The sequence below is a fragment of the Shewanella sp. Actino-trap-3 genome, from assembly GCF_002836275.1.
Lineage (GTDB): Bacteria > Pseudomonadota > Gammaproteobacteria > Enterobacterales > Shewanellaceae > Shewanella > Shewanella psychromarinicola.
The window spans coordinates 2,156,569-2,182,683 of sequence record NZ_PJCE01000001.1 but is presented as its reverse complement, the minus strand read 5'-3'; the positions used below and the strand labels follow the sequence as shown (position 1 = coordinate 2,182,683).

24 protein-coding genes are annotated in these 26,115 nt (G+C 42.5%); 13 read left to right on the top strand and 11 right to left on the bottom strand.

From position 1 onward, the window contains the following. Positions 1–263: 263 nt before the first annotated feature. The 3 genes from bla to CXF80_RS09275 all read right to left on the bottom strand — a co-directional run bounded on the left by bla (position 264) and on the right by CXF80_RS09275 (position 3,067). Positions 264–1,046 (bottom strand): subclass B1 metallo-beta-lactamase, encoded by a 783-nt coding sequence (gene bla, locus CXF80_RS09285; protein ID WP_101032607.1) that lies wholly within the window; start codon positions 1,044–1,046, stop codon positions 264–266. Positions 1,047–1,308: 262 nt separating this feature from the next. After that, positions 1,309–1,692 carry a VOC family protein gene (locus tag CXF80_RS09280; RefSeq protein ID WP_101032606.1) on the bottom strand — a complete coding sequence of 128 codons (384 nt, stop codon included), beginning with the start codon at positions 1,690–1,692 and terminating at the stop codon, positions 1,309–1,311. Between the two features lie 52 nt (positions 1,693–1,744). Beyond that, positions 1,745–3,067 (bottom strand): ABC1 kinase family protein, encoded by a 1,323-nt coding sequence (locus CXF80_RS09275; RefSeq protein ID WP_101032605.1) that lies wholly within the window; start codon positions 3,065–3,067, stop codon positions 1,745–1,747. Between the two features lie 161 nt (positions 3,068–3,228). Here CXF80_RS09275 and CXF80_RS09270 point away from each other — a divergent pair, with 161 nt between their 5' ends. Next, positions 3,229–4,803: a tetratricopeptide repeat-containing sulfotransferase family protein gene (locus CXF80_RS09270; protein ID WP_101032604.1), complete on the top strand. Its 1,575-nt coding sequence runs from the start codon at positions 3,229–3,231 to the stop codon at positions 4,801–4,803. A gap of 46 nt (positions 4,804–4,849) precedes the next feature. Here the strand turns inward: CXF80_RS09270 and CXF80_RS09265 are convergent, their stop codons facing one another. The 3 genes from CXF80_RS09265 to CXF80_RS09255 are packed head-to-tail and all read right to left on the bottom strand — an operon-like array spanning position 4,850 to position 7,672. Then, entirely contained in the window at positions 4,850–6,004 is a 1,155-nt protein-coding gene (locus CXF80_RS09265) for an aspartyl/asparaginyl beta-hydroxylase domain-containing protein (protein WP_101032603.1), read from the bottom strand. 18 nt (positions 6,005–6,022) lie between these two features. After that, positions 6,023–7,069 (bottom strand): sulfotransferase family protein, encoded by a 1,047-nt coding sequence (locus CXF80_RS09260; protein ID WP_101032602.1) that lies wholly within the window; start codon positions 7,067–7,069, stop codon positions 6,023–6,025. Between the two features lie 60 nt (positions 7,070–7,129). Then, complete coding sequence (locus CXF80_RS09255) at positions 7,130–7,672, bottom strand: hydrolase (protein ID WP_101032601.1); 543 nt, start codon at positions 7,670–7,672, stop codon at positions 7,130–7,132. 132 nt (positions 7,673–7,804) lie between these two features. On the opposite strand from CXF80_RS09255, the gene CXF80_RS09250 reads away from it, so the two are divergent. From CXF80_RS09250 to CXF80_RS09240, 3 genes are all read left to right on the top strand, one after another. Continuing rightward, positions 7,805–8,866 (top strand): DUF2235 domain-containing protein, encoded by a 1,062-nt coding sequence (locus CXF80_RS09250; protein WP_101032600.1) that lies wholly within the window; start codon positions 7,805–7,807, stop codon positions 8,864–8,866. 85 nt (positions 8,867–8,951) lie between these two features. Further along, the gene (locus CXF80_RS09245; RefSeq protein WP_443019086.1) at positions 8,952–9,770 is read left to right on the top strand and encodes a cobalamin-binding protein; all 819 of its coding nucleotides are present in this window, start codon (positions 8,952–8,954) and stop codon (positions 9,768–9,770) included. Between the two features lie 1,463 nt (positions 9,771–11,233). Beyond that, the gene (locus tag CXF80_RS09240; protein ID WP_101032598.1) at positions 11,234–12,517 is read left to right on the top strand and encodes an alpha/beta hydrolase-fold protein; all 1,284 of its coding nucleotides are present in this window, start codon (positions 11,234–11,236) and stop codon (positions 12,515–12,517) included. Between the two features lie 233 nt (positions 12,518–12,750). Here the strand turns inward: CXF80_RS09240 and CXF80_RS20100 are convergent, their stop codons facing one another. Then, entirely contained in the window at positions 12,751–12,918 is a 168-nt protein-coding gene (locus CXF80_RS20100) for a hypothetical protein (protein WP_157822205.1), read from the bottom strand. A 971-nt stretch (positions 12,919–13,889) separates the two neighbouring features. Between CXF80_RS20100 and CXF80_RS09235 the strand changes: the two genes are divergently transcribed. From CXF80_RS09235 to CXF80_RS09205, 7 genes are all read left to right on the top strand, one after another. Then, complete coding sequence (locus CXF80_RS09235; RefSeq protein WP_101032597.1) at positions 13,890–15,149, top strand: efflux RND transporter periplasmic adaptor subunit; 1,260 nt, start codon at positions 13,890–13,892, stop codon at positions 15,147–15,149. 92 nt (positions 15,150–15,241) lie between these two features. Then, the gene (locus CXF80_RS09230; protein ID WP_101032596.1) at positions 15,242–15,463 is read left to right on the top strand and encodes a hypothetical protein; all 222 of its coding nucleotides are present in this window, start codon (positions 15,242–15,244) and stop codon (positions 15,461–15,463) included. Positions 15,464–15,559: 96 nt separating this feature from the next. Further along, entirely contained in the window at positions 15,560–16,258 is a 699-nt protein-coding gene (locus tag CXF80_RS09225) for an ABC transporter ATP-binding protein (RefSeq protein ID WP_101032595.1), read from the top strand. Positions 16,259–16,276: 18 nt separating this feature from the next. After that, positions 16,277–17,587 carry an ABC transporter permease gene (locus CXF80_RS09220; protein WP_101032594.1) on the top strand — a complete coding sequence of 437 codons (1,311 nt, stop codon included), beginning with the start codon at positions 16,277–16,279 and terminating at the stop codon, positions 17,585–17,587. A 10-nt stretch (positions 17,588–17,597) separates the two neighbouring features. After that, positions 17,598–18,797: an FtsX-like permease family protein gene (locus CXF80_RS09215; protein WP_101032593.1), complete on the top strand. Its 1,200-nt coding sequence runs from the start codon at positions 17,598–17,600 to the stop codon at positions 18,795–18,797. A gap of 147 nt (positions 18,798–18,944) precedes the next feature. Further along, positions 18,945–20,348, top strand: a complete 1,404-nt coding sequence (locus tag CXF80_RS09210) for a sigma-54-dependent transcriptional regulator (RefSeq protein WP_101032592.1) — start codon at positions 18,945–18,947, stop codon at positions 20,346–20,348. 2 nt (positions 20,349–20,350) lie between these two features. Beyond that, a complete protein-coding gene (locus tag CXF80_RS09205) occupies positions 20,351–21,748 on the top strand; it encodes a sensor histidine kinase (protein ID WP_101034729.1) in 1,398 nt (465 codons plus the stop codon). A 74-nt stretch (positions 21,749–21,822) separates the two neighbouring features. Here CXF80_RS09205 and CXF80_RS09200 read toward each other — a convergent pair whose 3' ends face one another. The 3 genes from CXF80_RS09200 to bufA2 form a co-directional block, all read right to left on the bottom strand. Continuing rightward, positions 21,823–22,632, bottom strand: a complete 810-nt coding sequence (locus tag CXF80_RS09200; RefSeq protein WP_101032591.1) for an HvfC/BufC N-terminal domain-containing protein — start codon at positions 22,630–22,632, stop codon at positions 21,823–21,825. A gap of 2 nt (positions 22,633–22,634) precedes the next feature. After that, positions 22,635–23,579, bottom strand: a complete 945-nt coding sequence (gene bufB / locus CXF80_RS09195) for an MNIO family bufferin maturase (RefSeq protein WP_101032590.1) — start codon at positions 23,577–23,579, stop codon at positions 22,635–22,637. A 213-nt stretch (positions 23,580–23,792) separates the two neighbouring features. Next, positions 23,793–24,251: a BufA2 family periplasmic bufferin-type metallophore gene (bufA2, locus tag CXF80_RS09190; RefSeq protein WP_101032589.1), complete on the bottom strand. Its 459-nt coding sequence runs from the start codon at positions 24,249–24,251 to the stop codon at positions 23,793–23,795. A gap of 448 nt (positions 24,252–24,699) precedes the next feature. On the opposite strand from bufA2, the gene CXF80_RS09185 reads away from it, so the two are divergent. After that, on the top strand, positions 24,700–25,083 hold the full coding sequence (locus tag CXF80_RS09185; RefSeq protein WP_101032588.1) for an MAPEG family protein: 384 nt from the start codon (positions 24,700–24,702) through the stop codon (positions 25,081–25,083). Positions 25,084–25,146: 63 nt separating this feature from the next. On the opposite strand, the gene CXF80_RS09180 is transcribed toward CXF80_RS09185, so the two are convergent. Further along, on the bottom strand, positions 25,147–25,392 hold the full coding sequence (locus CXF80_RS09180) for a hypothetical protein (RefSeq protein ID WP_101032587.1): 246 nt from the start codon (positions 25,390–25,392) through the stop codon (positions 25,147–25,149). Positions 25,393–25,478: 86 nt separating this feature from the next. Here CXF80_RS09180 and CXF80_RS09175 point away from each other — a divergent pair, with 86 nt between their 5' ends. Continuing rightward, on the top strand, positions 25,479–26,102 hold the full coding sequence (locus CXF80_RS09175; protein ID WP_101034728.1) for a uracil-DNA glycosylase family protein: 624 nt from the start codon (positions 25,479–25,481) through the stop codon (positions 26,100–26,102). The last annotated feature ends 13 nt before the right edge of the window (positions 26,103–26,115 follow it).

Below are 26,115 nucleotides of genomic sequence, written 5' to 3'. Positions count from 1 at the left end.
GCTTATATGGCCTTTTTCGCGCAGCCATGTGCTAAAAGCATTCTGGTATCTTGCCCGCAAGATCTGAGTTTAGCTGTTGAGGTACAAGGTTACTCATTGGCATCTTACCCATATGGATAAGAGGAATATTATGGTGATGTACTGAACATCATTGACAATATCAACACGACATTGGTTAATTCATTCACAACAGATGCTTATCGAAAGTGTTAATGTTTTTCCTCTTTATTGTAAGATGAACAGCATAAACCACAGTTCAGTCACTATTGAGCAGACTTCGTCAGATAATCCTTCACCAACCCTTGAGTATGATCAAGCAACTCAACATTCCCAATCGCCCCATGTCCAGGCACAACAACTTCAGCATCAGTGAATGCCGCTTTAACCTTACTAATCGTCACCGGCCAGTCGGATAACGACGACTCAGCAATGTAGCCCATACTCCTACTGCGGGCGCTTTTAACTAAACAGCCGCCAAATAATAATTGTGCCTTGGGGATCCACACCACAATGTTATCTACCGTATGCCCAGCCCCTAAATATCGAGCTTCGAGTAAACCATTGGCTAGGGTAAACGAGTTACCATTAAACGGCTGATTTGCGAGTGCTTGATCTTGTTTAGCCAGTATTTTCTGAGTCATTGCAGATACGTGAGTGCTAACCCCAATACTGTTTAAGTAATTAATGCCAGCCGTGCGGTCGGCATGTGAATGCGTTGAAATACTGGCTTTGAGTACAAACCCTTGCTGTTTTATCCAATCCACCAAGGCAAGAGTGTCTTTCTCGCTCCATGGGGTATCAATTAAATACGCATCTTTGCCTTCAACAACTACTAAGCCATTAGCATCGACTAAACCAAAATCGTCAGTTTTAAAATACGACTGATATTCAAAGAGTTGGATTTGTGCCGATTGAGCTTGATTGGCCTTAACCAAAGCAATGCTGGTTATCGGTGTAATGGTCAATTGGCCTGATGAGTCTGCGCTCATCACGGGTGGCGTACAATACACAAAACCGATTAGTAATATCAAAATTCGTGAAAACATAATGGTACTCAGTTGAAGTTCAGTTGAAGGTTAGTTGAAGAGAATAGGCGTCAAAGTGTATCACTGAATTTGTGGATAATGGATAGCATTGGGAAGTCACTATTATAACCATCGGCTTAGATGAAATTGGTTACGTGAAGTGGATGACAAGTGGAGGATTAAATGATGCATTATTGAAATATCAATATAGGTGAAACCGTACTGGTTTCACCTATATTAGGGCATAGTTATTGATGACAGAAGTTGTTATCAATAACGACGATTATGCCTTTGGTCTGTGCAATACACAGACTTTGTTACCAGACGGGTCGCGTAAGTAAGCTAGGTACAATGGACCATTTGGACTGTCGCGAACACCTGGAGCATCTTCGCAAGCTTCACCACCACTGGCAATGCCAGCGGCATGCCAAGCATTGGCTTGTTCTGCATTATCAGCATGAAAACCTATGGTGCTGCCATTACCGTTACAAGCGGGTTCACCGTTTAATGGTTTTGTTAACGCAAAAATACCGCTGCTAGTCATATAAAAACAACGGCCTTTAGGATCAATTCCCCCTGGTTTAATGCCGAGTTCGCCTAGTGTAGCGTCGTAAAAGGCTTTTGATTTTTCGATATCATTGGCACCAAGCATGATGTGGCTGAACATTGTGACTCTCCTTGTGGGGTGAATAAACACCAATTTAATTTATCTATTTTACTTATTTATTTTTACTGTTGATAACCTGATTAAACAGGGTGCGTATATTAATGTTGGCCTTGAGTTTGGCGGCTAATAAATACATACCTGCCAATTTTCGATGTATAAAAATAGCATCGGTTGGTGGTGTGTGCCATTCATTTTGTTGGGTACTCATGACTTTACCTGCCTGAGTGATCCTTTTAGCCAAATCACTTGCGCCAAAGTCGTAATCCCCGTCAAAGCGAAGTGGCTCGCAAGCTTGATAGAAAATATCAATAATTAATTGTTGCTGGGCGGGATCAATTTGATCTTGAAAAAAGCCAATTTGCTTGGCTGCAGCGGTCATTTTAGTCTTGTCTCCATCAGCGGCTCCTAGCATGAGCTCTAGGTAGCCATCTGATAACGTATCACTGATCGCTCGCGTAGCGCCAAAGTCGAATAGAACGATTTTTTGAGTATCTTTTTGATACTGGAAATTGGCAAAGTTAGGATCAGACTGGACTAATTTAAATTCAAATAGCTCTTTAAAGCACAAGGCCATTAGCGTGGTAGCAATTTGATCCCGCACCTCTTGTGGTGATTGTGCTAATGACTCAATGGCCACCCCTTCGACAAACTGCATGCACAAAATACTGTCATTACTGAGTTGCTTATACACCTTGGGCACAATAAAGCTTGGGTCGTCGGCCAATTGCTGCTGATAAAGTGCTATTTGTTGTGCTTCGAAGTGATAATCTGCTTCGTTATGCAGCTGTGCTTTAGCTTCAGCCAATAAGGTATCGAGTTTAACGTTTGCCGGAATTAGGCGTGAGACTTTTAATAATGTGGCAACGTTGTCGATATCGCTGTCGATACTGTCTCGAATACCTGGGTATTGAATTTTGATTGCCAGTTTTTCGCCAGTCTCTAAATAGGCTAAATGCACTTGGCCAATAGAGGCCGCGGCAAATGGGCGTAATTCAAATTGAGCAAACGGAGCAAGCCAGTCTGGGCCCCAATGCTCAACTAATAAATGGGTTAATTGCTTATGTGGCATAGCTTTAGCGTCTGAACGCAGTTTTGCGAATATGTCTGCTAACTCGGGAGGCACGAGATCGCCCGCATCCATTGACAACATTTGACCCACTTTCATCGCGGCGCCGCGCAGCTGTGACAACTTGTCTGCTACATGGCCAATGTTGGTTGGGGTCATCATCAGTTGTTGCATTGATGGTGATTTGCCTTGGCTAAACTGTTTTGCGCCTTCAAACAGGACGTTACCCGCTAGGCGTGAAGCCAGCCCACCCATTTTTGATAATCGAGATAAACGGCTAGTTGGCACTTTGGCTTCATTATTTTTCATCATCACTCACTTGTGTCGCGTAAATGGGGAACGCATGTAGTCATTGTACGCTTAAGTTGATTATTTCGTTCAATATGCGCTGATGCCCTAGTCAGAAATAGCGGTATTTTATGTTAATGTTATTGGGACTCATAAACTAATAATAAGAAAAGGACCCTCGTTTGAGTATTATTAATCAATATTTGAGCCAAGCGGAATCGCTGTTTAAATCTAAAAATTATTCGTCGGCCAGAATATATGCTCGTAAAGTGGTTAAGCGTGATGATAGGCACGTTGGCGCCCTAGCATTATTAGGCCACATTCATTTACAGCAGCAACAATATGCCCAAGCCGAAAGCTATTTTGTTAGCGCTGTATCGATTGAACCTCATACGGTTTCAGTGTTGACGGGGTTACTGGCTATAGCTGAAGTGAAACAAGACTTTTTCTCGGCTAAAGGCTATTTAGAACAGTTAATTAATCTGCAACCACAGGTCGGCCAATACCGTTATAAACTGGGGCTAGTCGCGACTAAAGTGGCCGATATGGCATTAGCTGAACACAGTTTTGAATGGTGTGTGGAACACGATTTTTCAGAGCCAGCGGTGCAGCTCAATTTAGGTCATATTTATAAAGCGAAAGGTGATACTGAGCGCGCGGCTAATTTTTATCATCAGTATATTCAATTAAGCCCAAAGCAAGTCGGTGTTGGCTATTGGAGCTTAGCTGATTTAAAGCAGTATCGATTTAGCGCTAATGATTTAGCGTTATTACAAAACTTTGCTTCGGACGCGTCGCTCAGTAAGCAAAATCAGGCGTTAGTTTATTTCGCCTTGTGTAAAGCCTATGAACAACATCAGCAAATCGATAAAGCCTGTGAGTCGATGTTATTAGCCAATCAAATTATGGCGGTTTATCGGCCATTTAAGCAGCCTTTGTTCGCTAAAATTGTGTTGTCTTTACTTGGACATACTCCGTCGCCACATATTGATAGTTTACCGACAACTGGCCAAACGCCCATTTTTATTGTCGGTATGCCGCGTTCTGGCACCACTTTGGTTGAACAGATTTTAGCCTGTCATAGTGAGGTAGGTGCTACCGATGAGTTACCATTTATGGAGCGATTTGCGCTACAAATGGACATGTCGGGCGGTTATCAATCTCAATTAAGCCAGCTTTCTGCTAATGAGATTATGCAGTTCCGCCAACGTTATTTAACCGAAGTGGATCATTATTTTACCGAGGCACCGACTTATGTGATTGATAAAAATCCGAATAATTTTTTGCATATTGGCCTCATTAAAAGCTTATTTCCCCAAGCAAAAATCATTAACGTGGTGCGTAACACGGTCGACAATGGTTTGAGCGTGTTTAAGCAGTTTTTCAGTTTTGGTCACGATTATTCGTATTCGTTTACGGGAATAACCAGTTACTGGCAGCATTATTTAGACATCATGGCGCATTGGGACAAACTGTACCCGAACGAGATATTACATGTGTGTTTTGAGCAACTGGTGCGTGAACCAGACTCGCAAATTCAGCGCATGCTGGACTATTGTGGCTTAACTACTCAGGCGCAATGCTTTACTTTTTATGAGTCAGATCGCGCCGTATTAACGCCCAGTGCCAGTCAGGTTAGGCAGCCTATGAACCCTAAGGCTATTGGTCAGGCTGCTAAGTACCAGCCTTTTATTGCGGCGGAAATTGCGCAACTTGATGCGATTGCCAAAAAAGCATCGCAGCAATTTTTTGGTTAATAAAATGGCGCCAATAAGGCGCCATTTTATCTGATTAGCATTAATGCTAACTCACTTTACCGTGGCAGGCTTTATAGCGTTCGCCGCTGCCGCATGGGCAAGGACTGTTGCGTGATTGTGGTGCCGCGATAGGACTGGCGGTTGTTGCCGTCGCCGCTTTAGCGGGGTGATTTTTACCAACGCCACTTTTGGCGACGACGTTAGGTGTCGCGGCTGCCGATTTGTTGCTACCTTGATATTGTTCGCTTAGTTCAATATTCATACACGCCACGACAACCAATTGTTCGAAGGCTTTTATCGCCGAGCCCGAATGCATTAGTTGCAGCGACTTAGCGCATTGTGAGGCTTTGACCATGGTTTGCTGGCGCAGGGCATGATAATGCGCCCAACCGGCTTTAGTACACTCAAATTGCAGCCATAACACCCGCCAATCGGCAACAAACTCAGCCATCAGCAACCTAAATGCACTCACTTCTTCAGTTGTGTTTTGGGCATTGTGATTAATTTCAGTTAACAGCTCATTGGTTAAATATTCAACCTCTGCCGCAGGCATGATCAGCGGGGAATTAAATTGCTCAGTGATGAATGTTGCTGGTGAGTTTGGGTTAAAGCCGACGAATTGACTGCTTAATGCGGTTGATTGATCGTCTACGATTGAGCGCGAGTGTTGAAAAACAGTGCGCCAAAATTGGCTTGAACCAGCAAGGTCTATCACTAAGTGCACTCGATACTGGTCACTGTTATTTTCCACTTTGTGATGTTTCCACGAGTCGAAAATCCAACACTCACCCGCACCCATGTGGACTTGTTTGTCATGACAAAAAAACTGTACTTGCTCGGTGGTGGTAATAGGAATGTGCACGCGAACGCGTTTATACCAATGATAATTGATGTCTGAATGCAGTGGTACTTGTGCGCCAGGGGCTAAACGCATTAAGCGTGAACGACTGAGTACTTCGCCAAATGAGGCTAATATTTGTTTGATGTAAGGGCTTTTATCTAGCGCCAATGTGGGCTTCATTGGCCCTTTAAAGTCATTATTAAATTCGCCGTTGACCGAGATTAACGGAATGGCAGAATTGCCTTGAAAACCTTCATGATGAGTCACCCAATCTGATTCGGTAAATTGCTCGATCTCTTTGGTTAATTGAGCAACATCAAAGCTAAAAGGTAACTGATAAAACTCATGGGGTAACTTCATAATTTGGCTCTCTGCTGTTTAGCTTAACGCACCATGGCATTGTTTAAATCGTTTGCCAGACCCACAAGGGCAGGGACTGTTACGAGCCACATTATTATAGATAGCGTCTTTTGTTAATGGCTTTGTTAATGGTGCGGCTTGCGGTTTTGCTAATGGCACGGTTGGCTCAGCAATGTCGTGTTGCTGCCATTGAGTGTCATATATTGGATGACCGCGTTCCTGTAAATGATGATTGATTTTGTTCAGTGTCGTAGAAGTACTCGGCCAAATTTTGGCAATGTCATGATAGTTTTCGAGCCACTTATTGGGTTTGGGTGTCGATATGGTGTAGCGAGAATGCGCTAATGGCTTACTGCATAATTGCGCTAAAGCTGGGTCGAAATCCGTACCGGTAAATTGACAGAGTTGCTTAACGGTTTTCGCAGGGTTGGCAATTAATTGATCATAAGACACCATGCACCAGCGATTGCTGTCGATCTTTTGCAATGAATCCATAATCGCTTCATTAGCCGCTTGCCATTGAAATGCGGCGATAGCCTGCAATGGTTGCTGATTTAACTGTTGCCATTTTTCAGGCAATAACAGTGACCAATTGTGTTTGTCCCACCCCGGTAAGTTGGGGTAAGTGACAAACTTATTCGACCGCCAAGCTTGCATAATACTGCTAATATTTTCTTTGGGTTCTCTGACGAGGTAGATAAACAAGGCGTCAGGAAATAACGTATTAAAAAAATCGACTCGTAAGCTATTCTTGGGAGTTTTCTCTAAAAAACGAATACTCGCATCGCTATTTTTTTCGGGCTTATGGCCTTGGTTATCTTGCAGCGCATCGCTAAAACGGTGCAATAATTGCTGACGTAAATCGGCATCAATATCTTGTTCCGTTAAGGCATTAGAACTAAATTGACGGTAGGCAACATTCAGTTTAGGAATGGTTTCAATCAGCGCATGGCTCTCCCCACCAATAGTGAATATTGACTGGCTTTTTGATAACACCTCGAACAACAGGGTACTGCCAGAACGGGGCGCGGATAAAATAATAATGGGCCGATCAAATGGGTGCATAGCAGTATGATGTTATTGTTATATTTATTTTAACATCATACCCACACTGGCAACCTATGGCTACTTTATCAATTTCAGTAAGGCCTTAAAGCGATCGCCTTGGGCAACATGCTGTAGTTCAAATAGCAGTGATTCGACATTGGTAAGTTTAGCGCCATCATTGAGCATCATTTGCACTCCAAGTACTTTATTGTCTGTACCCCGAGATGACATCGCATCGGCGACAAGATGCACTTGATAGTCGTTAGCCAATAAGTCTTGGCAGGTTTGGTAAACGCAAACATGGGTTTCAATACCGGCTAGGATCACGTTGTGACGTTTTAATGAGTTAAGCTGTTGTTTTACTTCTTCACAGTGCCAGCCACTAAAATGCTTTTTAGCAATGGGCTGTGTGGTTTGCGACAGCAATTGTGAGAGTTCTTCGCTAGTAGGGCCTAATTTATCGGGTAATTGTTCTAACCAAATAATGGGGATATCAAATAGTTGTGCACCTTGAATTAATATCGCAAGTTTTTGGTGTAGCGGGGCCGATTGCTGCATAACTTGGGCGAGCTTACCTTGTACGTCCACAATTATTAACACACTTTGTTCTGCTGTTAGCATGGTCAGTTACTCGAATAGATTAAGTGAGCTTTCGAGTATTGGTTATTTTGACGATGGTGAAAATAGGCATTTAGTCTATTATGGCTATAATAATTTTTATGAATGTTCACATAGATAATGTCAGGGATTGATATGAATAAACGTATTGTCATTTGTGCCGACGGCACCTGGAATCGGCCAGAAAAAGATCTTGAAAAAGATCACGCCACTAATGTGCTTAAACTCGCCAGAGCCATCAAACCCATTGCCGATGATGGTGTGCCCCAGCAGGTGTTTTACGATTGGGGAATTGGTTCCTACTATGACTCGATAATTGGCGGCGCGACGGGGCGAGGGCTGCATAAAAACATTATGGATGCCTATCGTTACATAGTGCAAAACTATTCCCCCGGTGACCAAATATATTTGTTTGGATTTAGCCGTGGTGCATACACTGTGCGTTGTTTGTGTGGCCTAATTAACAATTGCGGTATTGTTACTCGGCCAGATGCCAAGCTTATCCAGCAAGCCTTTGACCACTATAAAATGAAAACTAAACCCTTCGCTCCAGATGGTGAACGTTCGCTGCAGTTTCGTCAGCAGCATTCTCATCCATCACGTGATGTAGCGTTTGTTGGCGTGTGGGACACATTAGGAGCCATGGGGATCCCGCTGTCTTTTTTAGGCCTGTTTGAAGACAAAGACGAGTTTTACGACACTAAACTTGGCCGTAATGTAAAGGTGGCGCGCCACGCGCTGGCGCTTGATGAACATCGCAGCGACTTTGAACCGACACTTTGGCAACCCCGAAGTGGCATTGATATTAAGCAAGTGTGGTTTGCTGGCGCCCACAGTAATATTGGTGGTAGTGTTGCGCCCAATTCAGACGGTAGTAGCTTGTCGGACATTGGATTGCAGTGGATGATTAGCCAAGCAATGGCATTTGATTTAACGGTAGAATTGCACTTAGCTGATACATTGTTGCCTAACCCTATGGCCGATATTGAAGATTCGTATCGCAGTTTTTATCGGATCAAAAAGCGTTTTTACCGTGAAGTAGCCCCTGTACTTGAGCCCGCACTTAAGTCTGAGCTTTCGCTAATACAGATCCATCAATCGGTTAAAACCCGTTGGTTAAATGACGACCGTTACCGGCCTCAAAACTTAGTAAATTACATTGATAACTATGGCTGGCCCGATAAACTGGTTGATTAACCACTTTTGATTAACATCAGGAATTAAGGAAAACATCTTGTTGCGTCTATTTTTATCGCTGAGCATTGTCATTGGATTATTGTCGGTGTCGTTGATTTTACCAGCGGCTGAACTCACTTCAGTGCAAGATCAACAACAAAAGCCACCAGCCAAACGGATTATTGCCTTGTCACCTCATGGGGTTGAAATGCTGTTTGCTATTGGTGCTGGGGAGTCAATTTTAGCTACCACTGATTATGCAGATTATCCCGCAGCGGCTAAAGATATTCCCCGTATTGGTGGCTATTATGGTATTCAAATAGAGCGGGTGATTGAGCTAAATCCAGATTTGATCATCGTTTGGCAAAGTGGCAACAAACAGGGTGACATTAATCAGCTGCGTGACTTAGGCTTTACCCTGTTTAATAGCGACCCTAAAAACTTAGCCGATGTGGCCACTGATCTTGAAGCGCTCGGTAAACTGACGGGTAACGAGGTGCAAGCGCAGCAAGTGGCGACAGATTATCGTCAACAACTAGCCCAAATCAGGCTAAAAAACCAAGCCAAACCTGCCGTAAAAGTGTTTTATCAGTTATGGTCTACACCACTAATGACCGTTGCAAAAGGCAGTTGGATCCAACACCTTATAGAAGTGTGCCACGGTGAAAATGTGTTTTATGACGCTGCTAGTGAGTACCCGCAAATCAGTATTGAGAATGTGTTATTAACTGGTGCAGAAGTGATTTTACAAAGCCAAGATGAAGGCAATGTATTAGGCATTAACTGGGCCGATTGGCCTGAATTACCCGCAGTAAAAAATCAGCATATTTACCAGTTTGATGCCGATTTACTTCATCGGGCCACCCCAAGGGCGATTCAAGGCGTTAATGCGGTTTGTGGGGCGTTGGATAAAGTAAGAAGGTAGATTATTGAACTGGTGCGTTTGGCACTGTTTCTTATGGCCTGCGGCCACTAACGTCGTGGCGCTTCGCCCACACCAGACCAAGAGGAAACCAACGGCTGTTCCCTCTTTACTCTTTATCAAAAATTGGCCCAGCCGCCCCGCAACATTTCCCTTATTTACTTGAACAACAGATGCGAAAAGGTCGCCATGGGGATTAATCCAGCTTTTAACTTCATTTGTAACCGTCTTCGGACTTATTCGAAAATGCTAACGCTTCCGATAGGCCATCCCTGGCCAACGAAAGCTAGCCTGACGTCCTGTCAGGCTCACGCTATTTTCTTCAACGTTCTCAATTTCAATTGAACCTGAAACTATGTATCTGCTCATGCATTCTTTTATAAAGAGTCTTCAGCAGCCCTCAAGTTCAGAGCTACCTGACTATTTATAAGCTAGGCAGACGACTAATTTCTGCCCCATTATGTGTTTCGGCAATCTAGATACCCAACTTACACCAGCATCTTTTTGCGTGTTTTCTTAATGTTGAATGAATAGAGAGTATTTATTCAACAAATACCATAGAAGCCATAGACCTCTAATGCTGTGTATAAGCACAGTTATAATTTGTCTTTTGTAAGTTAGTCGTTTTGTTTCTCGTTATGTAATCATTAAAATTCTGGGTTTCACTTTGAGAATAATCATAATCAACTGATATTATGGCGATTTAATTAATCATGGGTTACATAACGGGGAAATCTAATTTTCGATTATCTAAATTCTCGCTTTTATCCATACCAAAGAGTAATAGATTCAATTGAAATAAGCTGATAAGTTACTAAAATGATGAGTAATTAATGTTTTATGGCGATAATGTATGCGATGAATATCTGGATTCACACTAATAATATGTTTGGTCCCTGCGTAAGTCAAAGTTTTAGCTGCATGAACTTGAAATCAATGCCTAAACCAAAATGCTGAAAGTAGCGATAACATTCCACTTCGTTGTGACAAAAAAAGTAGTTCCATGAGACCTACGGCTCATGAAATTTAATCGTTATGTAATTAAATAAATGGAGTAGTAATATGGGCGGTATAGAAATTTTTCCATTATTGATAATTTTTTTTCTTAGCTTGGCTCTTACCTGTAATTTTAATTTTAAGTTCATCAAAAACTCGTGGTGGTGAAAAATTGGCTTGGCTGCTAGTAGTAGTCTTTGTCTCTTTGTCTCTTGGTTTGCTTGGATATTTTATTTGCTTTTAGCTCCTCTTAAAAATAATAAACAAGCATCGCAGCTGTAAATCACATACAAGGCGCTCAAGAATGGACGAAAAAAACCTGTTTTATGGGTTCAAAATACATTACCTAGTGTCTTAAAAAACGCTTGGGATTGATTTCAGGGGCTCGTTTTTTAATTGAATTTGGCTGTTAAAACTATGCTACAGTCTCGTTAGCCCTTTAGTTAATATTATACCTATGGATGATCATAATGATAAAATCGCTCTCACTCTTTTTTACTTTACTATTCCTAATTACACCCCAAATTGTAATATCGGCTGAATTAAATACAGGGGAACGAATAAAATTAACGTCGGTTTATTTGAATGAGGAGCGCGAAATTCAAGTTCTACTACCTGAAAATTATGCTAGTAACCTTGGTTCAACTTATCCTGTTATTTATCTGATGGATGGTGACTATGTTTTTCATGGAGTATCTGGAATGTTGGATTTCATGGCAAATAAAGCTCAGTTAATACCAGACGTTATTATTGTTGGTATCGCAGATAAAGGGACTGAAATATATCGTCAGTACATGACACCAGTTGGATTAACTCCACCTTTAAAAAAAGAAGATATGGGTAAAGCTAAAGAATTTTTAACCTTTTTAACAGAAGAAGTAAAACCTTATATAAATAGTAATTATAGAGCAGCGGATAACGCAATATTGGTTGGTCATTCGATAGCTGGATTATTTGTATTTAATGCTCTATTAGAGTCACCAGAATCTTTTGAACATTTTGTGTCGATAAGTCCTTCTATATGGTTAAATGACTATGCCATTATGGTAAAGGCAAAAAGTTTTATTGAAAAAGATGAACACAAGCCTACATCTTTATACTTATCATTAGGTGATGAAACCAGACAAGGAGTCTACGGGGTTTTACAATTATTAGATGAGATACAAACGAAAAACATTCATTGGAATTTTTCGCATTACCCAAATGAAAACCATAATTCTGTTGGATTAGTTGCCCTACGAAAAAATTTAAAAGAAATATTTAAAGGGTGGCTTATTTCAGACAAAGAATTAGAAAGCATCACGTCAGCTGAGCAATTAATTAAACACTTTCAGCGTATATCTTTATCGTTGAATATTAATCAACCAATTCCAACACCGACTATAAAAGCTGCTATCAGATCATTTTATCGTTTAAAACAAACAAATGACATCCCAGCATTTATGGCTAAAGTAAGGACTGAACTGCCAGCCTCGGAACAAGCTTTCATTATTATGCAAGCTAGTTATGCTGGATATTCTGGTTCACCAACATCTGCATTAGAAATATTACTTAAGTCGGAAGAACGTTTTAAGCACTCTATAGAGTATTTAAAAAATATTGCTTCTACTTACGAGCAGTTGAAAAATAATCAATTAGCATATAAATATTATGATAAAGCTTTAAATTTGGCTATACAATATAAAAGCAACCAATGGCAAATAAATATTATAGAAGCTAAGCTCCTAAAAAACAAAGGCCATACACGCCGCTGAAAATGGAATGTTTATAGTTTTTATTCATTATCACTGTTTAGTTTATGAGAGTAATATGCGACATTTTTTTAACTACTAATAACCACATTATCGATTTAGAAAATGTAATTGCTATTGAAAATATTTCTGTCGACCGTGATGAATTCAATTACGTCGATTACACACAGGTAACGGGAAAAGTGATTAGAAGTATTCATATACTGATCTAAAACAGCTTTTTGCATGGTCGCCCACTATTCAAAAGTTGTATTATTAATAATAAATGCTTTCCATTCATTATCTGGGATCGCTTTAAAGTCTCCTGCGTATTCAACCTTGAAGTCGCTGGCACTGAATAATTCATCCAATCCAGAGAAATCAGAACATCCAGATATAAAATTAGGTGGCATTAACTCAAACAAATCAATCTCGTTAGTTGCTCATAAAGTCTTCAAATTTCTAATAAGCGTGTCAAATCATTTCATATCTGATTTTGTTGACATGTATGTCACTCCTTTGATTTTAAAGTTCTAACTTATAATTGTTAAACTGGTCAGCATTTTATCTTCGGCAAACGATCCTACTTGGACGGCTGGCAAAAAATATGAAAAAATAGATAGGTGAGATAGAAAACTTGTTGGAATAAGTGATTAAACGTCTAACACTAAACAAATCAGTTCGATTTAACTTAATGTCTAAATTTTTCACATATCCGTATAGTTTGTCTTAAATTACCATCCAATTAGAACATTTAAATATGGGATAAATGACACTCCTAAAAGCACTGCCCAATAGCTGTATCGATGGACAAAAGCGACTTAGTTAGTACGACCACTCTAAAACGTCTTTGCCCCAAAATAAGTCAGCTAATTAGATTTGAGCTTTTCCTATTTAGCTTTTATCTATAGACAACTATGCGGCTAAATCGAAGAGAGTTAAATTACAGGTGTAGATGAGTCAGCGAGTATCCAAAACAGGGATGTTTTGGTTAAGCCCACAGGGATGCTGATTTTAAAATCAAGAGCTGGCGTCTCGCTTAATCATCTGCACTAAGGTCACTCTTTCACATCCCTGTGATCGCGACATTTACTACGTCCTGAAGCTCACATGCTGCAAGCAATAAATACCAATGAAGCTATGGTTTGAGTCAAACTTAACCAGTACGAAATATTCAAGACTAATCAATCAATACTAATAAGTGTCCGCTCGGACACTTTCTCTATGATCGGACAGTTTTTATATCTGTCCGCGGACACTTTTAGAGTGTTCGATTATCTGTTTAAATCTTTATCATCATGAAAAATAACAATAAATAACTATTGGCATGGCTTGTGCTTTATCTTGGTATATACGTGAAGTGGTGTGTGTTGTCAGCACCGACTGGGGAACTGAGATGATTAAAGACACAAGTAGCCAAGATACCGTTATCGCGCCGAAATTAGGCAATAAGTTGCGCTTACCCTTGATAATAGGCTGCGGTGCTATTTTGATGAGTGCATTGGTGTGGGCAAGTTTAGGCCATGACAGCTCAGTGCGTTCAGTTGATGGTGCTGACTTACGCTTAGCAACGCTAACCCGTGGCACCTTAGTTCGTGATATCGCCACCACAGGTAAAATTGTGGCGGCCAACGCGCCGATTTTATATAGCACTGAAGAAGGTGTGGTGACGTTACTCAGTCTGCCCGGCGATGAAGTTGAGCAGGGGCAAGTGGTGGCCAAGATTGAAAGCCCGCGTTTGCAAAGCGAGCTGCAACAACAGCAGTCATTGCTTGAAGGTATGCAAGGTAATTTAGAGCGGTCTAAGTTGGATGCCCGCCGTGAGCAGCTTAGGGTGAGCCAGATATTAGACATGGCGACAGTGGATTTAGAAGCCGCTGATCGTGAAAGCCGTCGTGGCGATCAATTGATTGAATCGAGTTTGATCAGCAAAATCGATTTTGAAAAAAGCAAAGATGACTTACACAAAGCAAAATTACTGCATAAGCACGCCCAGCAAGAAGTCGAGTTGATGCGCGACACCCTTAGTTTTGAAATTAAAAACCGCACCCTTGAAGTACAACGCCAAGCACTGGTGGTGAGTGAGTTAACCCGCCAAGCCAATGCCCTCAATATTATTGCGCCTGTTAGCGGCATTATTGGTAATTGGCTGGTGGAGCAAAAGGCCCGTATTGGCGCAAGCCAGCCGATGTTAACCGTAGTCGATTTAACGGCCTTTGAAGCAGAACTGGCTGTGCCAGAGTCTTATGCTGATGAGCTGGGCTTAGGGATGGATGTTGAGCTGAGCTTTGGTAACGTCAATGTGATGGGGCAATTGTCGTCAATATCACCTGAAGTGCGTAACCGCGAGGTGACTGCCAGAGTCCGTTTTGCCGACAGTAACACCTTATCGTTGCGTCAAAACCAACGTTTATCTGCCCGAGTATTACTGGAACATCGCCCTAATGTATTGATGGTTAAACGGGGTGATTTTCTCAATCTTGGCGGTGAAATAGCCTATCAAGTGAGTAACTCTGTGGCCATGCAAAAAACCGTTAAGCTTGGCGCTCGCAGTATGAGCCAAGTTGAAGTGATTGAAGGCGGTGAAGAAGGTGACGAGTGGGTAATATCGGGCACCGAAACCTTTAAAAATGAACCCAAGATTCAAATCCGATAACTAATTTGATAAACAGGTCGATAAGCAGGTCGAGAACTTAAGCTGACAGCGTAAGTCGATAACCAAAAATACTAATCGAGTAAGGATATCCCATGACATTCACTCAACGTAGACAATTTATTGCTTTAGCCGCGCTGGTTCTTTTGGCCATAGCCGTTATTTATCGTATTGATAATCATACTGACTGGTTATCTGTCAGTTTGCAGTTAATTGATATGAGCAGCCAGGTATCGACTCGTCTGTGGGATAACAACCCTATAGTCAGTTTACATATTGATATCAGCTCAATTGCACACATTAAGCTACAGTTTTAGCCCTTTTATTAACATAACAGCATTTGGTTTATCAGCACTTGCATTAGCAGCCATAGCCGCTGGGATGTTACCCCAAATTCACCAAGGAAAGTCACTATGTTATCCATGAAAAACATCAGCAAAGTGTTCAAAACTGATTTAGTTGAAACCCATGCCCTGCGCGATTTTAATCTTGAAGTTAACGAAGGCGAGTTTGTCGCGGTTACCGGTCCGTCTGGTTCGGGTAAAACCACCTTTTTGAATATTGCTGGTCTGCTAGAAGGGTTTACTGCTGGCGAGTATCGTCTTGATGGCGTTAATGTGTCTAATTTAAGCGATAACAAAAGTGCCAAAGTGCGCAATGAAAAAATCGGCTTTATTTTTCAAGGTTTTAATTTAATCACCGATCTTAATTTAGCCGAAAACGTCGAAGTACCATTACGTTATCGCGGTATGAATGCCAGCGAGCGTAAGCGCCGAGTTGAATCTGCTCTTGAACAAGTGGGCTTAGGTGCGCGGATGAAGCATTTACCGACCCAATTGTCTGGCGGGCAACAACAGCGCGTCGCGATAGCGCGTGCATTAGCAGGTGAGCCACGGTTTTTACTCGCCGACGAACCCACAGGGAACCTAGACAGCTTAATGGCACGCCAAGTGATGGAATTACTGGAAAATATCAATCAAAACGGCACCACCATTATCATGGTGACCCATGACCCAGAATTGGCCCGCCGCGCTCAGCGCAATATTCAGATTGTTGATGGTCAAGTATGTGATTTTTCGATGTATCAACACGCTGCCACCGGCACTCGTTAACCGCTAAGGGGAATACTGATGTTTTTTTATTATTGTGATTTAGCGTGGCGAAGCATTAGACAAACGCCAATGTTATCAATGTTAATGGTGTTAGCGATTTCGATTGGTATTGGTACTACTATCACGACCTTAAACGTATATAAAATGATGTCGTTTAACCCCGCGGGAGAGCGTTCGGCAGAGCTTAATGCTGTGCAGCTTTGGAGTCAGGGACCGGATTCTTGGGATGAATTTCATTCATTAGTCACTTATCAAGACGTGATGAATCTGCGTCACAACACTATTCCAAAGCGCCAAGCGGCAATGTTTCGCACTGGGTTGGCGGTGCAAACTGACGATGTTAATTTTGTGCCGATCCTGCAGGGCGTTCGTGTTACCGACAGTGATTTTTTTAAGATGTTTGATGTGCCATTTTTATACGGCAATACGTGGGATAAATCTGTCGACACTGAGCCAGCATATCATGTGGTGATCAACGAGACGCTTAATCAAAAGCTATTTGGTGGCGAAAACAGTGTTGGTAAAACCATGTATCTTAACCGTAAACCTTATCAAGTGGTTGGGGTGATTAAAACCTGGAACCCTGCGCCTAAATACTACGATCCGACCAATGGCGCCTTTAATGAGTCTGAGCAAATTTTTGTACCGTTTTCGCTCACACCTATCGAAGAGTTTGATGTGTGGGGGAACTCGTCGGGCTGGAAGTTTGAGCCGATGAATTCCTATAGCGATCGCATTAACTCTGAAAAAGTCTGGTTGCTGTATTGGGTGGATTTACCGGATGCAGACACGATTGCCAGTTACCGCACTTGGCTGAATAATTATGTCGATGAGCAGAAAACCTTGGGCCGTTTTACAGACAATAAATCCGCTGCTGACTCAGTGAAACTATCCGATGTGGCCACTTGGCTTGAATACAACAATGTGGTACCTGAAGACAATAAAATCTTAGTCGGTTTGAGTGTGCTGTTTTTAAGTGTGTGTTTAGTCAATATCTTAGGCTTGATGCTGACTAAGTTCCTCAAGCGCGCACCGGAAGTGGGAGTACGCCGTGCAATCGGTGCTAGCCGTGCGCAAATCTTCGCTCAGTATATGGTTGAAGTCGGCATGATTGGTTTATTAGGCGGGGTGCTAGGGTTAGTGTGGGCATGGGCGGCGCTTTATGGCTTATCGGCTAAGTTTGAGGTAGCCGAAGGCTTAACGCATCTGTCTGCCAGTATGTGGATTATTACTCCAAGTATTGCTGTTGGCACAGCGTTGCTGGCTGGGTTATATCCGGCGTGGATCGTGTGCCGCACTAAGCCTAGTGTTTATTTGAAAAGCCAGTAAGGGATTCATTATGTTGCATATCAAACCTATTTTTAACAGTTTATTACGCAGTAAAAGCGGTCCAATCTTACTGCTTATCCAGATTATTTTATCAGTGGCAATAGTGGCGAACGCGAGCTTTATTATTCAAGAGCGTTTAGCCCTGATGCAGCGTGATTCAGGGATCAAAGAGTCAGAAGTGTTGACCTTTAGCCTGTACAACTTTGATCCCATGATTGATAAAACCGCACAAAATAAAATCGATCAGCAAATTTTGCGGGGTTTACCCAATGTGATTGATGCGACCTCAACCAACATGCTGCCTTTGAGTGGCGGTGGCTGGTCGAGTACCTTAAATTTAGGACCCGATCCTGATACCGCTAAAAAAACACCACAATTTGCCATGTATTTAGGGACAGAGCATACCATTGATACTTTTGGTATTAAGTTGATTGAGGGGCGCAATTTTTACCCCCATGAAATTAAAGACAGCCTTAATAGCAGTGGTAAGTTGGCAATAATCTCTAAAGCGCTTGCTAAGCAGACCTGGCCTGATGAATCGCCACTAGGCAAAGTGCTTTATGAAGGCGAAGATACCCAAATTACGATTATTGGGGTGGTAGATAAGTTGCAAGGCGCATGGATTGATAGTTCGGATTTAGATTACAGCATTATTCAAAATGTGGATTATGGCGGCAGTTCATACATGGTACGCGCTAAACCTGAGCATCATACTGAGCTGCAAGCCGCGATAACAACTGCACTGCTGACTGAAAATCCAAATCGGGTGATCGATAGATTTAAGTCAATAGAGAACTTAAAAGAGGGTTCATACCGCGACCATCAATTGATGATCACAGTACTGACTATGATGGTCGTATTGCTGCTACTGATCACGTCGCTGGGATTAACGGGCATGGTGATGTTTAATATTCAACGTCGCACTAAACAAATCGGTACTCGTCGTGCGCTAGGCGCTAATAAGCGTGACATCATTCAATACTTTATGGTTGAAAACTACCTGATTTGTATTGTTGGTGGAGTGATTGGTGGCATGTTGGCATTAGTACTTGGTCAGCAATTAATGTCACTCTATAGCTTGCCTATGGTGCCAGTGATTTATCCTATTGTGTCTGTTATTGCTTTGCTGGTTGTGACAACGCTAGCGGTCATCGTGCCGGCCACCAAAGCCGCCAATATTTCACCGGCTATGGCGACCCGCAGTGTGTAAAGAGATTAACATGGCGATATTTTTCATTTAAATTATTTACGATAGCGTGACGATTTGTTATTACGTCATGCTACTGTTGTTTAAACATAATGCTGTTTAAACATACTGTTGTTTAGAGATAACCTAATTGGACGCAAGCATACCGCAATGGACACTATTTTAATTGTTGATGACAATCACCCAATTTGCCAAGCACTTGCGCTAATGATTGAGCTGCATGGCTACCAAGCTGTTTTTTGTCACACACCAGAGGCTGCCATTGAGATTGTCACCAAGCAAGAGATAAGCTTGGCTATTCAAGATATGAATTTTAGCCGCGACACCACCTCGGGTGAAGAGGGCAAACAGCTGTTTTATGCTTTGCGTCAGTTGCAGCCTAATTTACCGATTATTTTAATGACCGCCTGGACTCAATTAGAAACCGCTGTCGAGTTAGTCAAAGCGGGTGCGGCCGATTACATGGGTAAACCGTGGGATGACGCTAAGCTTTTAAATAGCATGAGTAACTTATTATCTATTTATCGATTGTCACAGCAAAATAGCCAATTAAGTCGAATTCACAGCGAACGGATGTCGGCCATTAATGGTGCCGACTTATGTGGCTTGATTTTTGGTAGTGGTGCAATGCAGCGTTGTGTTGACTTGGCGTTGCAAGTTGCCCGCTCCGATGTATCAGTGATGATTACCGGCCCTAATGGTGCCGGAAAAGACAAAATAGCCGATATTTTACAGGCCAACTCGCCATTAAAAGACCAGCCGTTTATTAAGGTTAACATTGGCGCTTTACCAATGGATTTATTAGAGGCCGAACTGTTTGGCGCAGAAGCCGGTGCGTTTACGGGCGCTAATAAAACCCGCATGGGGCGTTTTGAAGCCGCTGACGGCGGTACGTTGTTTTTAGATGAAATTGGCAACTTGCCTTTGTCTGGCCAAGTGAAATTACTGCGGGTGCTGCAAACCGGTGAGTTTGAACGTTTAGGCAGTCACCAAACCCGCAAAGTGAATGTGCGGGTGATTAGTGCGACCAATGCCGATTTGGCCGATGACATTGCCCATGGCCGCTTTCGTGAAGATTTATTTTACCGCTTAAATGTGATTGAACTGAGTGTGCCGCCATTGCATCAACGCCAAGATGATATTTTACCGCTAGTGAAACACTTTATTGGTGCTAATTTCAGCCTTGATAAGTCGACCCAGCAGGCGTTAATTAATCATAGTTGGTCGGGTAATGTGCGCGAATTAGAAAATGCCTGCAAAAGGGCGGCGCTGTTAGCCAAGTCACCACAATTAACGATTGATGACTTTGGCTTGATGGCGATAGCTAATGGCGGCGCGGCTACACAGCATGCGCTTGTCGTTGAACATCATTTTGGCCAACGAGAGCAGGGTATGGATGATACTCAGTCGATTTGCGAACCAGATAAGCAACAGATAGAAGATGCCTTAGTGCAATATAATGGCGTTATCGCCAGAGTGGCAAAATCCTTTGGCTTAAGCAGGCAAGCCTTGTATCGCCGGATGGAGAAATACGGCCTTAGGGTGACTAAATAATGATGTTATCGTTACGCACTAAATTGCTGCTCAGTAACATGTTGAGCTGCCTTTTGGGTTCAGTTTCAGGGGCTTTAGTGTGGCTTACATTGGGTGACGACACCTTATGGCTGGCCATTATTGTGATGCTGGCAGTGTGTTATTTTTGCAGCATGTGGCTTACCCGCAGATTGAGTGACAGTCTACGAGCATTAGAAATCGGTCTACTTAACTTTAAAGATAATGATTTTAGTGTGTCGCTGCATCCTTACGGCGAGCCACAGTTAGATGCGTTAGTGAGCTTATATAACCAAGCGTCGGCAAAATTGCGCAGCGAGCGACAGTTTATTTATCAGCGCGAGTTAATGCTCGACAAGGTGATTCAAAACTCGCCTAATGTCATGCTGTTAATTGATGATAATCAACGGGTTATTTATGCTAATGGTGCCGCGAGGCACTTGTTTAATCAGGGTGTCAAAGTAGAAGGCATGTTGTTACCCGAACTTGTCGTTACGTTGCCTGATGCGCTTAAAACGGCGTTAAACAGTGAGCAAGAAGGCTTGTTTTCGATGGGCAGCAGCGATAGCACTTCAGATGATGTTGATAATAACGCTGATAGTAACGCTGATAGTAGCGCTGATAGTAACGCTGATAGTAACGCTGATAGTAGCGATGTTGAAACCTGGCATATTTCTCGGGGGCGTTTTACCCAAAACAATCAGCAGCACCATTTAATTCTACTTAAGCAGCTGACTAAAGAGCTTAACCGCCAAGAAGTGGCTGTGTGGAAAAAGGTCATTCGAATTATCAGCCATGAGCTCAATAATTCGGTCGCGCCCATTGCCTCCATGGTCAATTCGGGTAAGTTTTTAACCCAACATTTAGATAATGATAAGCTGCAATTAATTTTTGATACTATTGAAAATCGCACTACTCATTTAAGTCAGTTTATTTCCCATTATGCCCAGTTTTCCAAACTGCCACTGCCACAAAAAGAGTTGATTGATTGGACTAAGATGACCCAGCAGCTGGCGCAGCAATATCCGTTTCGTCTGTTATCAGCCCTACCGAAAACCGCGATTAAGCTCGATGCAGTGCAATTAGAACAAGTACTGATTAATTTACTTAAAAATGCCCATGAGTCCGGCTCTAGTGCCGATAATGTGGCGCTGAGCTTTGACGAAACGATTCATCCGCTTGCGGGTTTATTGATAAAAGTGGATGATCAAGGCAGCGGGATGTCGAGCGAAGTATTATCGCAGGCGTTATTGCCTTTTTATTCGACCAAACAGTCTGGCACTGGCATTGGCTTGCCATTATGCCGCGAAATTATTGAGGCCCACGGCGGACGGATTAGCATGCAAAACCGCCCACAAGGCGGCTTAAGCGTCAAAGTCTGGTTACCTGCTCAACAAAGCTGACACGTCATTAGCGACTCACTATTGGTTCACTGTTAGCTCATCACTTCTAACGAATCAACTTTAACAATTCACGATTAGCGACTCACTACCGCTCGAATTAACCCTTGTTGAAACCAAGCTTGTAAGGTTTGTAATACCAGCAGTGGCGCTGACTGCTCGTCATGCCATTCAAGCATGTGTTCACACTGGTTGGCAAAGTTGTTTCCCTGAATAAAACCGAGCAATAATCCATGTTGTTCAGCAGACAATGACACAAACTCGGTTAAGCGAGATCCACCGCGCCATAGTAACCAAGCACGAGGGGACAAATAGTCTGGCTCAGGTGGAGGGGTGTCTATTTTTAAGGCTTGCCAAGCTTCAACGGCATTACTATGACAAGTAAACACTTGCACGCTGGGATGAAAACGTAAACAGCAATTAGGCCATTGTTGTGGCGGTAATGCTTGTAAGTCATTAAAGCTAGCGCGTGGGCTATCGGCTGCGTCAAACGCATTAAGCAACCGGCGTTCAAATCGTGCTAAATCAGCAATGATTGGGTGCTGTTTAAAAAAATTATCTTGTTGTAAAAAATCGGGCAGTGCATCGCAAAATTGGCGCAATGACTTATTACTTGAAGGATAAGCGCGGGTATAATCTGCGGCCATTTTGTCGAACAAATCATCGCCTAAATACAGCCCGAGGATCTGATGATCGGTTTCGATGGTTTCTTTTAAACGGATGCGATAAGCGTTGGCATAAATGGCTAGACGGATCTCGGCACTGATCCCAGCTTGATCAGACACATTTTTTTGCATCACCGACTGAATTTGGCCATGGTTATCATTTGCTTTATCAGAAAGTAAAAATTGCATAAATTGCTGTTGTATTTCAGCTAAACGGCTCATGTCTATCCCCTGATTTTTTGCGGTGAATCATGATGGGGGCTTGCTGAGGCGAGCTTGCTCGTCTCGCTAAGTGTGCGAGTGCCAAAGTGTGAGCGCGCTAATGCTGGGTGGTCCGGTAAGGTTAACTGAGCAAGATTCTTAGCTTCAAGTAATTCATTATATAACGCGGGGAATTGTGGAATATTAGCATCGCGCTCAATCATGGTGCTGACGGCACCAAAGCGTTCAAGTGCGGCTTGGTATAGGGTCCACACTGATGGCGTAATATCGTGGTCATGAGTATCAATAACGTAATCACCATAATCACTGTGACCCGCTAAATGGAATTGCTGTACTCGACGTGGATCGATTTTGTTAAGATAATCGAGCGGATTAAAATGATGATTGCGGGCGCTGACATAAATATTATTGATGTCGAGTAAAATCAGGCAATCTGCCGCTTCAGCTACTTGGCTTAAAAAGTCCCATTCATCCATGGTCGAGTCTTGGTAAGACAAATAGCTAGATACGTTTTCCAGTAAAATACGACGACCTAGAACATCTTGTACTTGTCTAACTCGCTGTGCCACATGGTTAACGGTTTCTTCGGTATAAGGTAAGGGCAGTAAATCGTGACTGTTGACACCGTGAATTGATGTCCAGCAAATGTGATCGGATATCCATTTAGGCTGAATGTCGTTACTGAGCTTTTTTAGTGCTTTAAGATAGTCCATATCTAATGGATCGGTACTGCCTATCGACATCGATACGCCATGCATCACCACCGGATACTGTTCGGCAATCGCTTCAAGATAATAACGGGGTTTACCACCGGCCACTAAGTAGTTTTCAGACAGGACTTCAAACCAGTCAATGTCTGGCTGGTGTTGTAAAATATATTCGAAGTGGTCAGTACGCAAACCTAAGCCAAATCCAAGAAAGTCTTCTGTAATACGCGTATCTGGCATGGGGTATCCTATTTCTGCGGACCTAGTAACGGAGCTAGTTACTTGTTTAATTATTTGCTTAGTTACTGGCATTCGCGCTGCAAAGATGTGCTCGCGCTAAGATCAAAATACGTTAATGGCACTAAGGTATAAATAAGTTTATGACGCGGTAATATAAATAATTTGATGACTCTGAATAGAGATTAGAGACAGAGTCAACAAATTTAAGCTGAATTAGCTGGCTTTACCACCAATGTCAGCACATGATTTTGCTGTGGTGTTAACAAAACCAGAGCCTTTACAGCTTGCCATTCCACCACAAGCGTTATCTGCGCCTTTACAGTCGTTATGACCTTTACATACGTTAACGCCATAGCAATGGACTAAATCTGCTTTGGTCACTTTGCCAACCCAGTCATCTTTTTGAGTGCCGCCAACATCAGCGCAGGCTTTTGATGGCATACCAACAAACCCGCTACCTTTACAGCTTGCTTTACCGTTACAGGCATTGTCTGCGGTTTTACAATCGTTATGGCCTTTGCAGGCGTTAACGCCGTAACAATGTACTAAATCGGTTTGACCCGCAGCCATAGGTGCAGAGCTTGTTTCAGCGGCCATAGCCTGACCTGACAAGCTTGCCATTGCGAGTGCTAATGCTGCGCCAGTTAAGCTGCTTTGTGCTTTAATATTCATGATGTGTTCCTTGCATTGGTGGTTATTATATTTACTGCTATTCATGTTTACCCATGACAAGGCTGATGGATACTATCGTGGATGAACCCCATCATTCTCGTTAGGCGTTATTAGTATTGACCGTGGTGCGATCAAAAATCTTTCAACGTAAAGTGTAGACTAGTGACTGAAATGTTGTAGATGTGTTAACTTGTGGTTGATTTGTAAAGGGAAAGAAAGTTTACGATTTACTGGATACTATTTGCTCAATAAGTGCTTAAGCATGATATGACTTGGCTTATTATTGATGCGGTGTTGAGCGGCGAATGTGATCACATTGTATTGATCACGCTGTATTGCCCACATTGTGATCAATACAATGTCGACAGCCAAAAGGAGCGGGTTCAATCTCAGTTAAAAAACACATAACAAACACATAATAAAAAATTGATAACTAAGGACAGATTATATGCAGACGATACTTATTTGTTTATTAATAGCCGTTTTATTGCCTTATGCCGCAAAAGTACCGTTAGCAATGGCAATGACTAAATTGGGCCGATATGACAATAACCATCCGCGGGAGCAGCAAGCTCAATTAACCGGTTTTGGTGCTAGAGCATTAGCGGGGCATCAAAATGCATTTGAATCGCTGATCATTTTTGGTATTGCAGTATTAACTGCGTTAGTAACCAATAATGTTACCGATTTGGTCGCGCTTTTAGCGATTGTGCATGTGGTGGCGCGGTTGGTTTACCATGTTCTGTATTTATTGAACTTCGGTACATTACGCTCGTTGTCTTGGTTTGTAGGCATAGGTGCATCGATAGGGATATTGTGCCAAGGGTTTTAAGATCGATTAGCGCAACTAAAAAAACGCCTTAACGGCGTTTTTTTATCGGGTTAGCCGATACTATTAATCTAGACTAGCAACGCGTTCGTAGCCCATTTCAGTTAATTGGTCATTCACGCAATCAAGCAAAAATGTCGCGACTTCGTTTTCTGGGAGTTGATCTTCAAGTGCAATTTGCTGGCAGGCCCCTTTTAAAGACAACACATCTTCCATTGGCGCTTGGGGAAGGGCGACAGCGTTAAAACTTATCGCTGTACTGCTTATTAACATTGCGACTAAAGTGATATGGGTGAGACGTGATGATTGCATGGTTGTTCCTTCTTGGGAGAACTTTGTTATTAGACCAATATTACTGCAGCTTAGTTCCGGTGGATATAACAATTTACGGGCTTTTTATGATTTTATATGCAAACAGTAAGGCTGTAGTGGACATGGCTTCGTTACTGACTCAAGTCAAAAATTGTCAGCTTTGTGCATCAAGTTTAGTCGATGGCGTGCGCCCCGTGGTGCAAATTGATCCGCAAGCAAAAATACTGATCATTGGTCAAGCCCCCGGACGTAAAGTGCATCAGTCAGGTATTTTGTTTAATGATGCCAGTGGCGACCGATTACGACAATGGTTAGGTGTAACGACAGAGGTTTTCTACGATGCCAAGCAAATCGCCATTATGCCGATGGGCTTTTGTTTCCCCGGCAGTTATGCCGGCTCTGGTAAGGGCAAGTCTGGCGACTTACCTCCTAGGCCAGAATGTGCACCCAAATGGCACGGTTTAGTGCTGCCGCACTTAGTCAACGTGCAGTTGATATTGCTGGTGGGGCAATATGCACAGCAGTATTATTTAACCCATAAACCGAAAACATTAACCGAAACTGTTCAGCAATGGCGCACGTTTGGACCTCGTTATATTCCCTTACCGCATCCTAGTCCGCGTAATAATATTTGGCTTAGCCGTAATCCATGGTTTGAGGCTGAATTACTCACCGATATTCGTCAGCGCGTCGCCATGACGTTAGCGTAACGATATTATGAAT

Excerpts from the sequence above, each read along its gene's own strand:
- bla (WP_101032607.1), bottom strand. The coding sequence starts at position 1,046 with ATGTTTTCACGAATTTTGATATTACTAATCGGTTTTGTGTATTGTACG.
- CXF80_RS09280 (WP_101032606.1), bottom strand. The coding sequence starts at position 1,692 with ATGTTCAGCCACATCATGCTTGGTGCCAATGATATCGAAAAATCAAAA.
- CXF80_RS09275 (WP_101032605.1), bottom strand. The coding sequence starts at position 3,067 with ATGAAAAATAATGAAGCCAAAGTGCCAACTAGCCGTTTATCTCGATTA.
- CXF80_RS09265 (WP_101032603.1), bottom strand. The coding sequence starts at position 6,004 with ATGAAGTTACCCCATGAGTTTTATCAGTTACCTTTTAGCTTTGATGTT.
- CXF80_RS09260 (WP_101032602.1), bottom strand. The coding sequence starts at position 7,069 with ATGCACCCATTTGATCGGCCCATTATTATTTTATCCGCGCCCCGTTCT.
- CXF80_RS09255 (WP_101032601.1), bottom strand. The coding sequence starts at position 7,672 with ATGCTAACAGCAGAACAAAGTGTGTTAATAATTGTGGACGTACAAGGT.
- CXF80_RS09250 (WP_101032600.1), top strand. The coding sequence starts at position 7,805 with ATGAATAAACGTATTGTCATTTGTGCCGACGGCACCTGGAATCGGCCA.
- CXF80_RS09240 (WP_101032598.1), top strand. The coding sequence starts at position 11,234 with ATGATAAAATCGCTCTCACTCTTTTTTACTTTACTATTCCTAATTACA.
- CXF80_RS09235 (WP_101032597.1), top strand. The coding sequence starts at position 13,890 with ATGATTAAAGACACAAGTAGCCAAGATACCGTTATCGCGCCGAAATTA.
- CXF80_RS09230 (WP_101032596.1), top strand. The coding sequence starts at position 15,242 with ATGACATTCACTCAACGTAGACAATTTATTGCTTTAGCCGCGCTGGTT.
- CXF80_RS09225 (WP_101032595.1), top strand. The coding sequence starts at position 15,560 with ATGTTATCCATGAAAAACATCAGCAAAGTGTTCAAAACTGATTTAGTT.
- CXF80_RS09220 (WP_101032594.1), top strand. The coding sequence starts at position 16,277 with ATGTTTTTTTATTATTGTGATTTAGCGTGGCGAAGCATTAGACAAACG.
- CXF80_RS09215 (WP_101032593.1), top strand. The coding sequence starts at position 17,598 with ATGTTGCATATCAAACCTATTTTTAACAGTTTATTACGCAGTAAAAGC.
- CXF80_RS09210 (WP_101032592.1), top strand. The coding sequence starts at position 18,945 with ATGGACACTATTTTAATTGTTGATGACAATCACCCAATTTGCCAAGCA.
- CXF80_RS09205 (WP_101034729.1), top strand. The coding sequence starts at position 20,351 with ATGTTATCGTTACGCACTAAATTGCTGCTCAGTAACATGTTGAGCTGC.
- CXF80_RS09200 (WP_101032591.1), bottom strand. The coding sequence starts at position 22,632 with ATGAGCCGTTTAGCTGAAATACAACAGCAATTTATGCAATTTTTACTT.
- bufB (WP_101032590.1), bottom strand. The coding sequence starts at position 23,579 with ATGCCAGATACGCGTATTACAGAAGACTTTCTTGGATTTGGCTTAGGT.
- bufA2 (WP_101032589.1), bottom strand. The coding sequence starts at position 24,251 with ATGAATATTAAAGCACAAAGCAGCTTAACTGGCGCAGCATTAGCACTC.
- CXF80_RS09185 (WP_101032588.1), top strand. The coding sequence starts at position 24,700 with ATGCAGACGATACTTATTTGTTTATTAATAGCCGTTTTATTGCCTTAT.
- CXF80_RS09180 (WP_101032587.1), bottom strand. The coding sequence starts at position 25,392 with ATGCAATCATCACGTCTCACCCATATCACTTTAGTCGCAATGTTAATA.
- CXF80_RS09175 (WP_101034728.1), top strand. The coding sequence starts at position 25,479 with ATGATTTTATATGCAAACAGTAAGGCTGTAGTGGACATGGCTTCGTTA.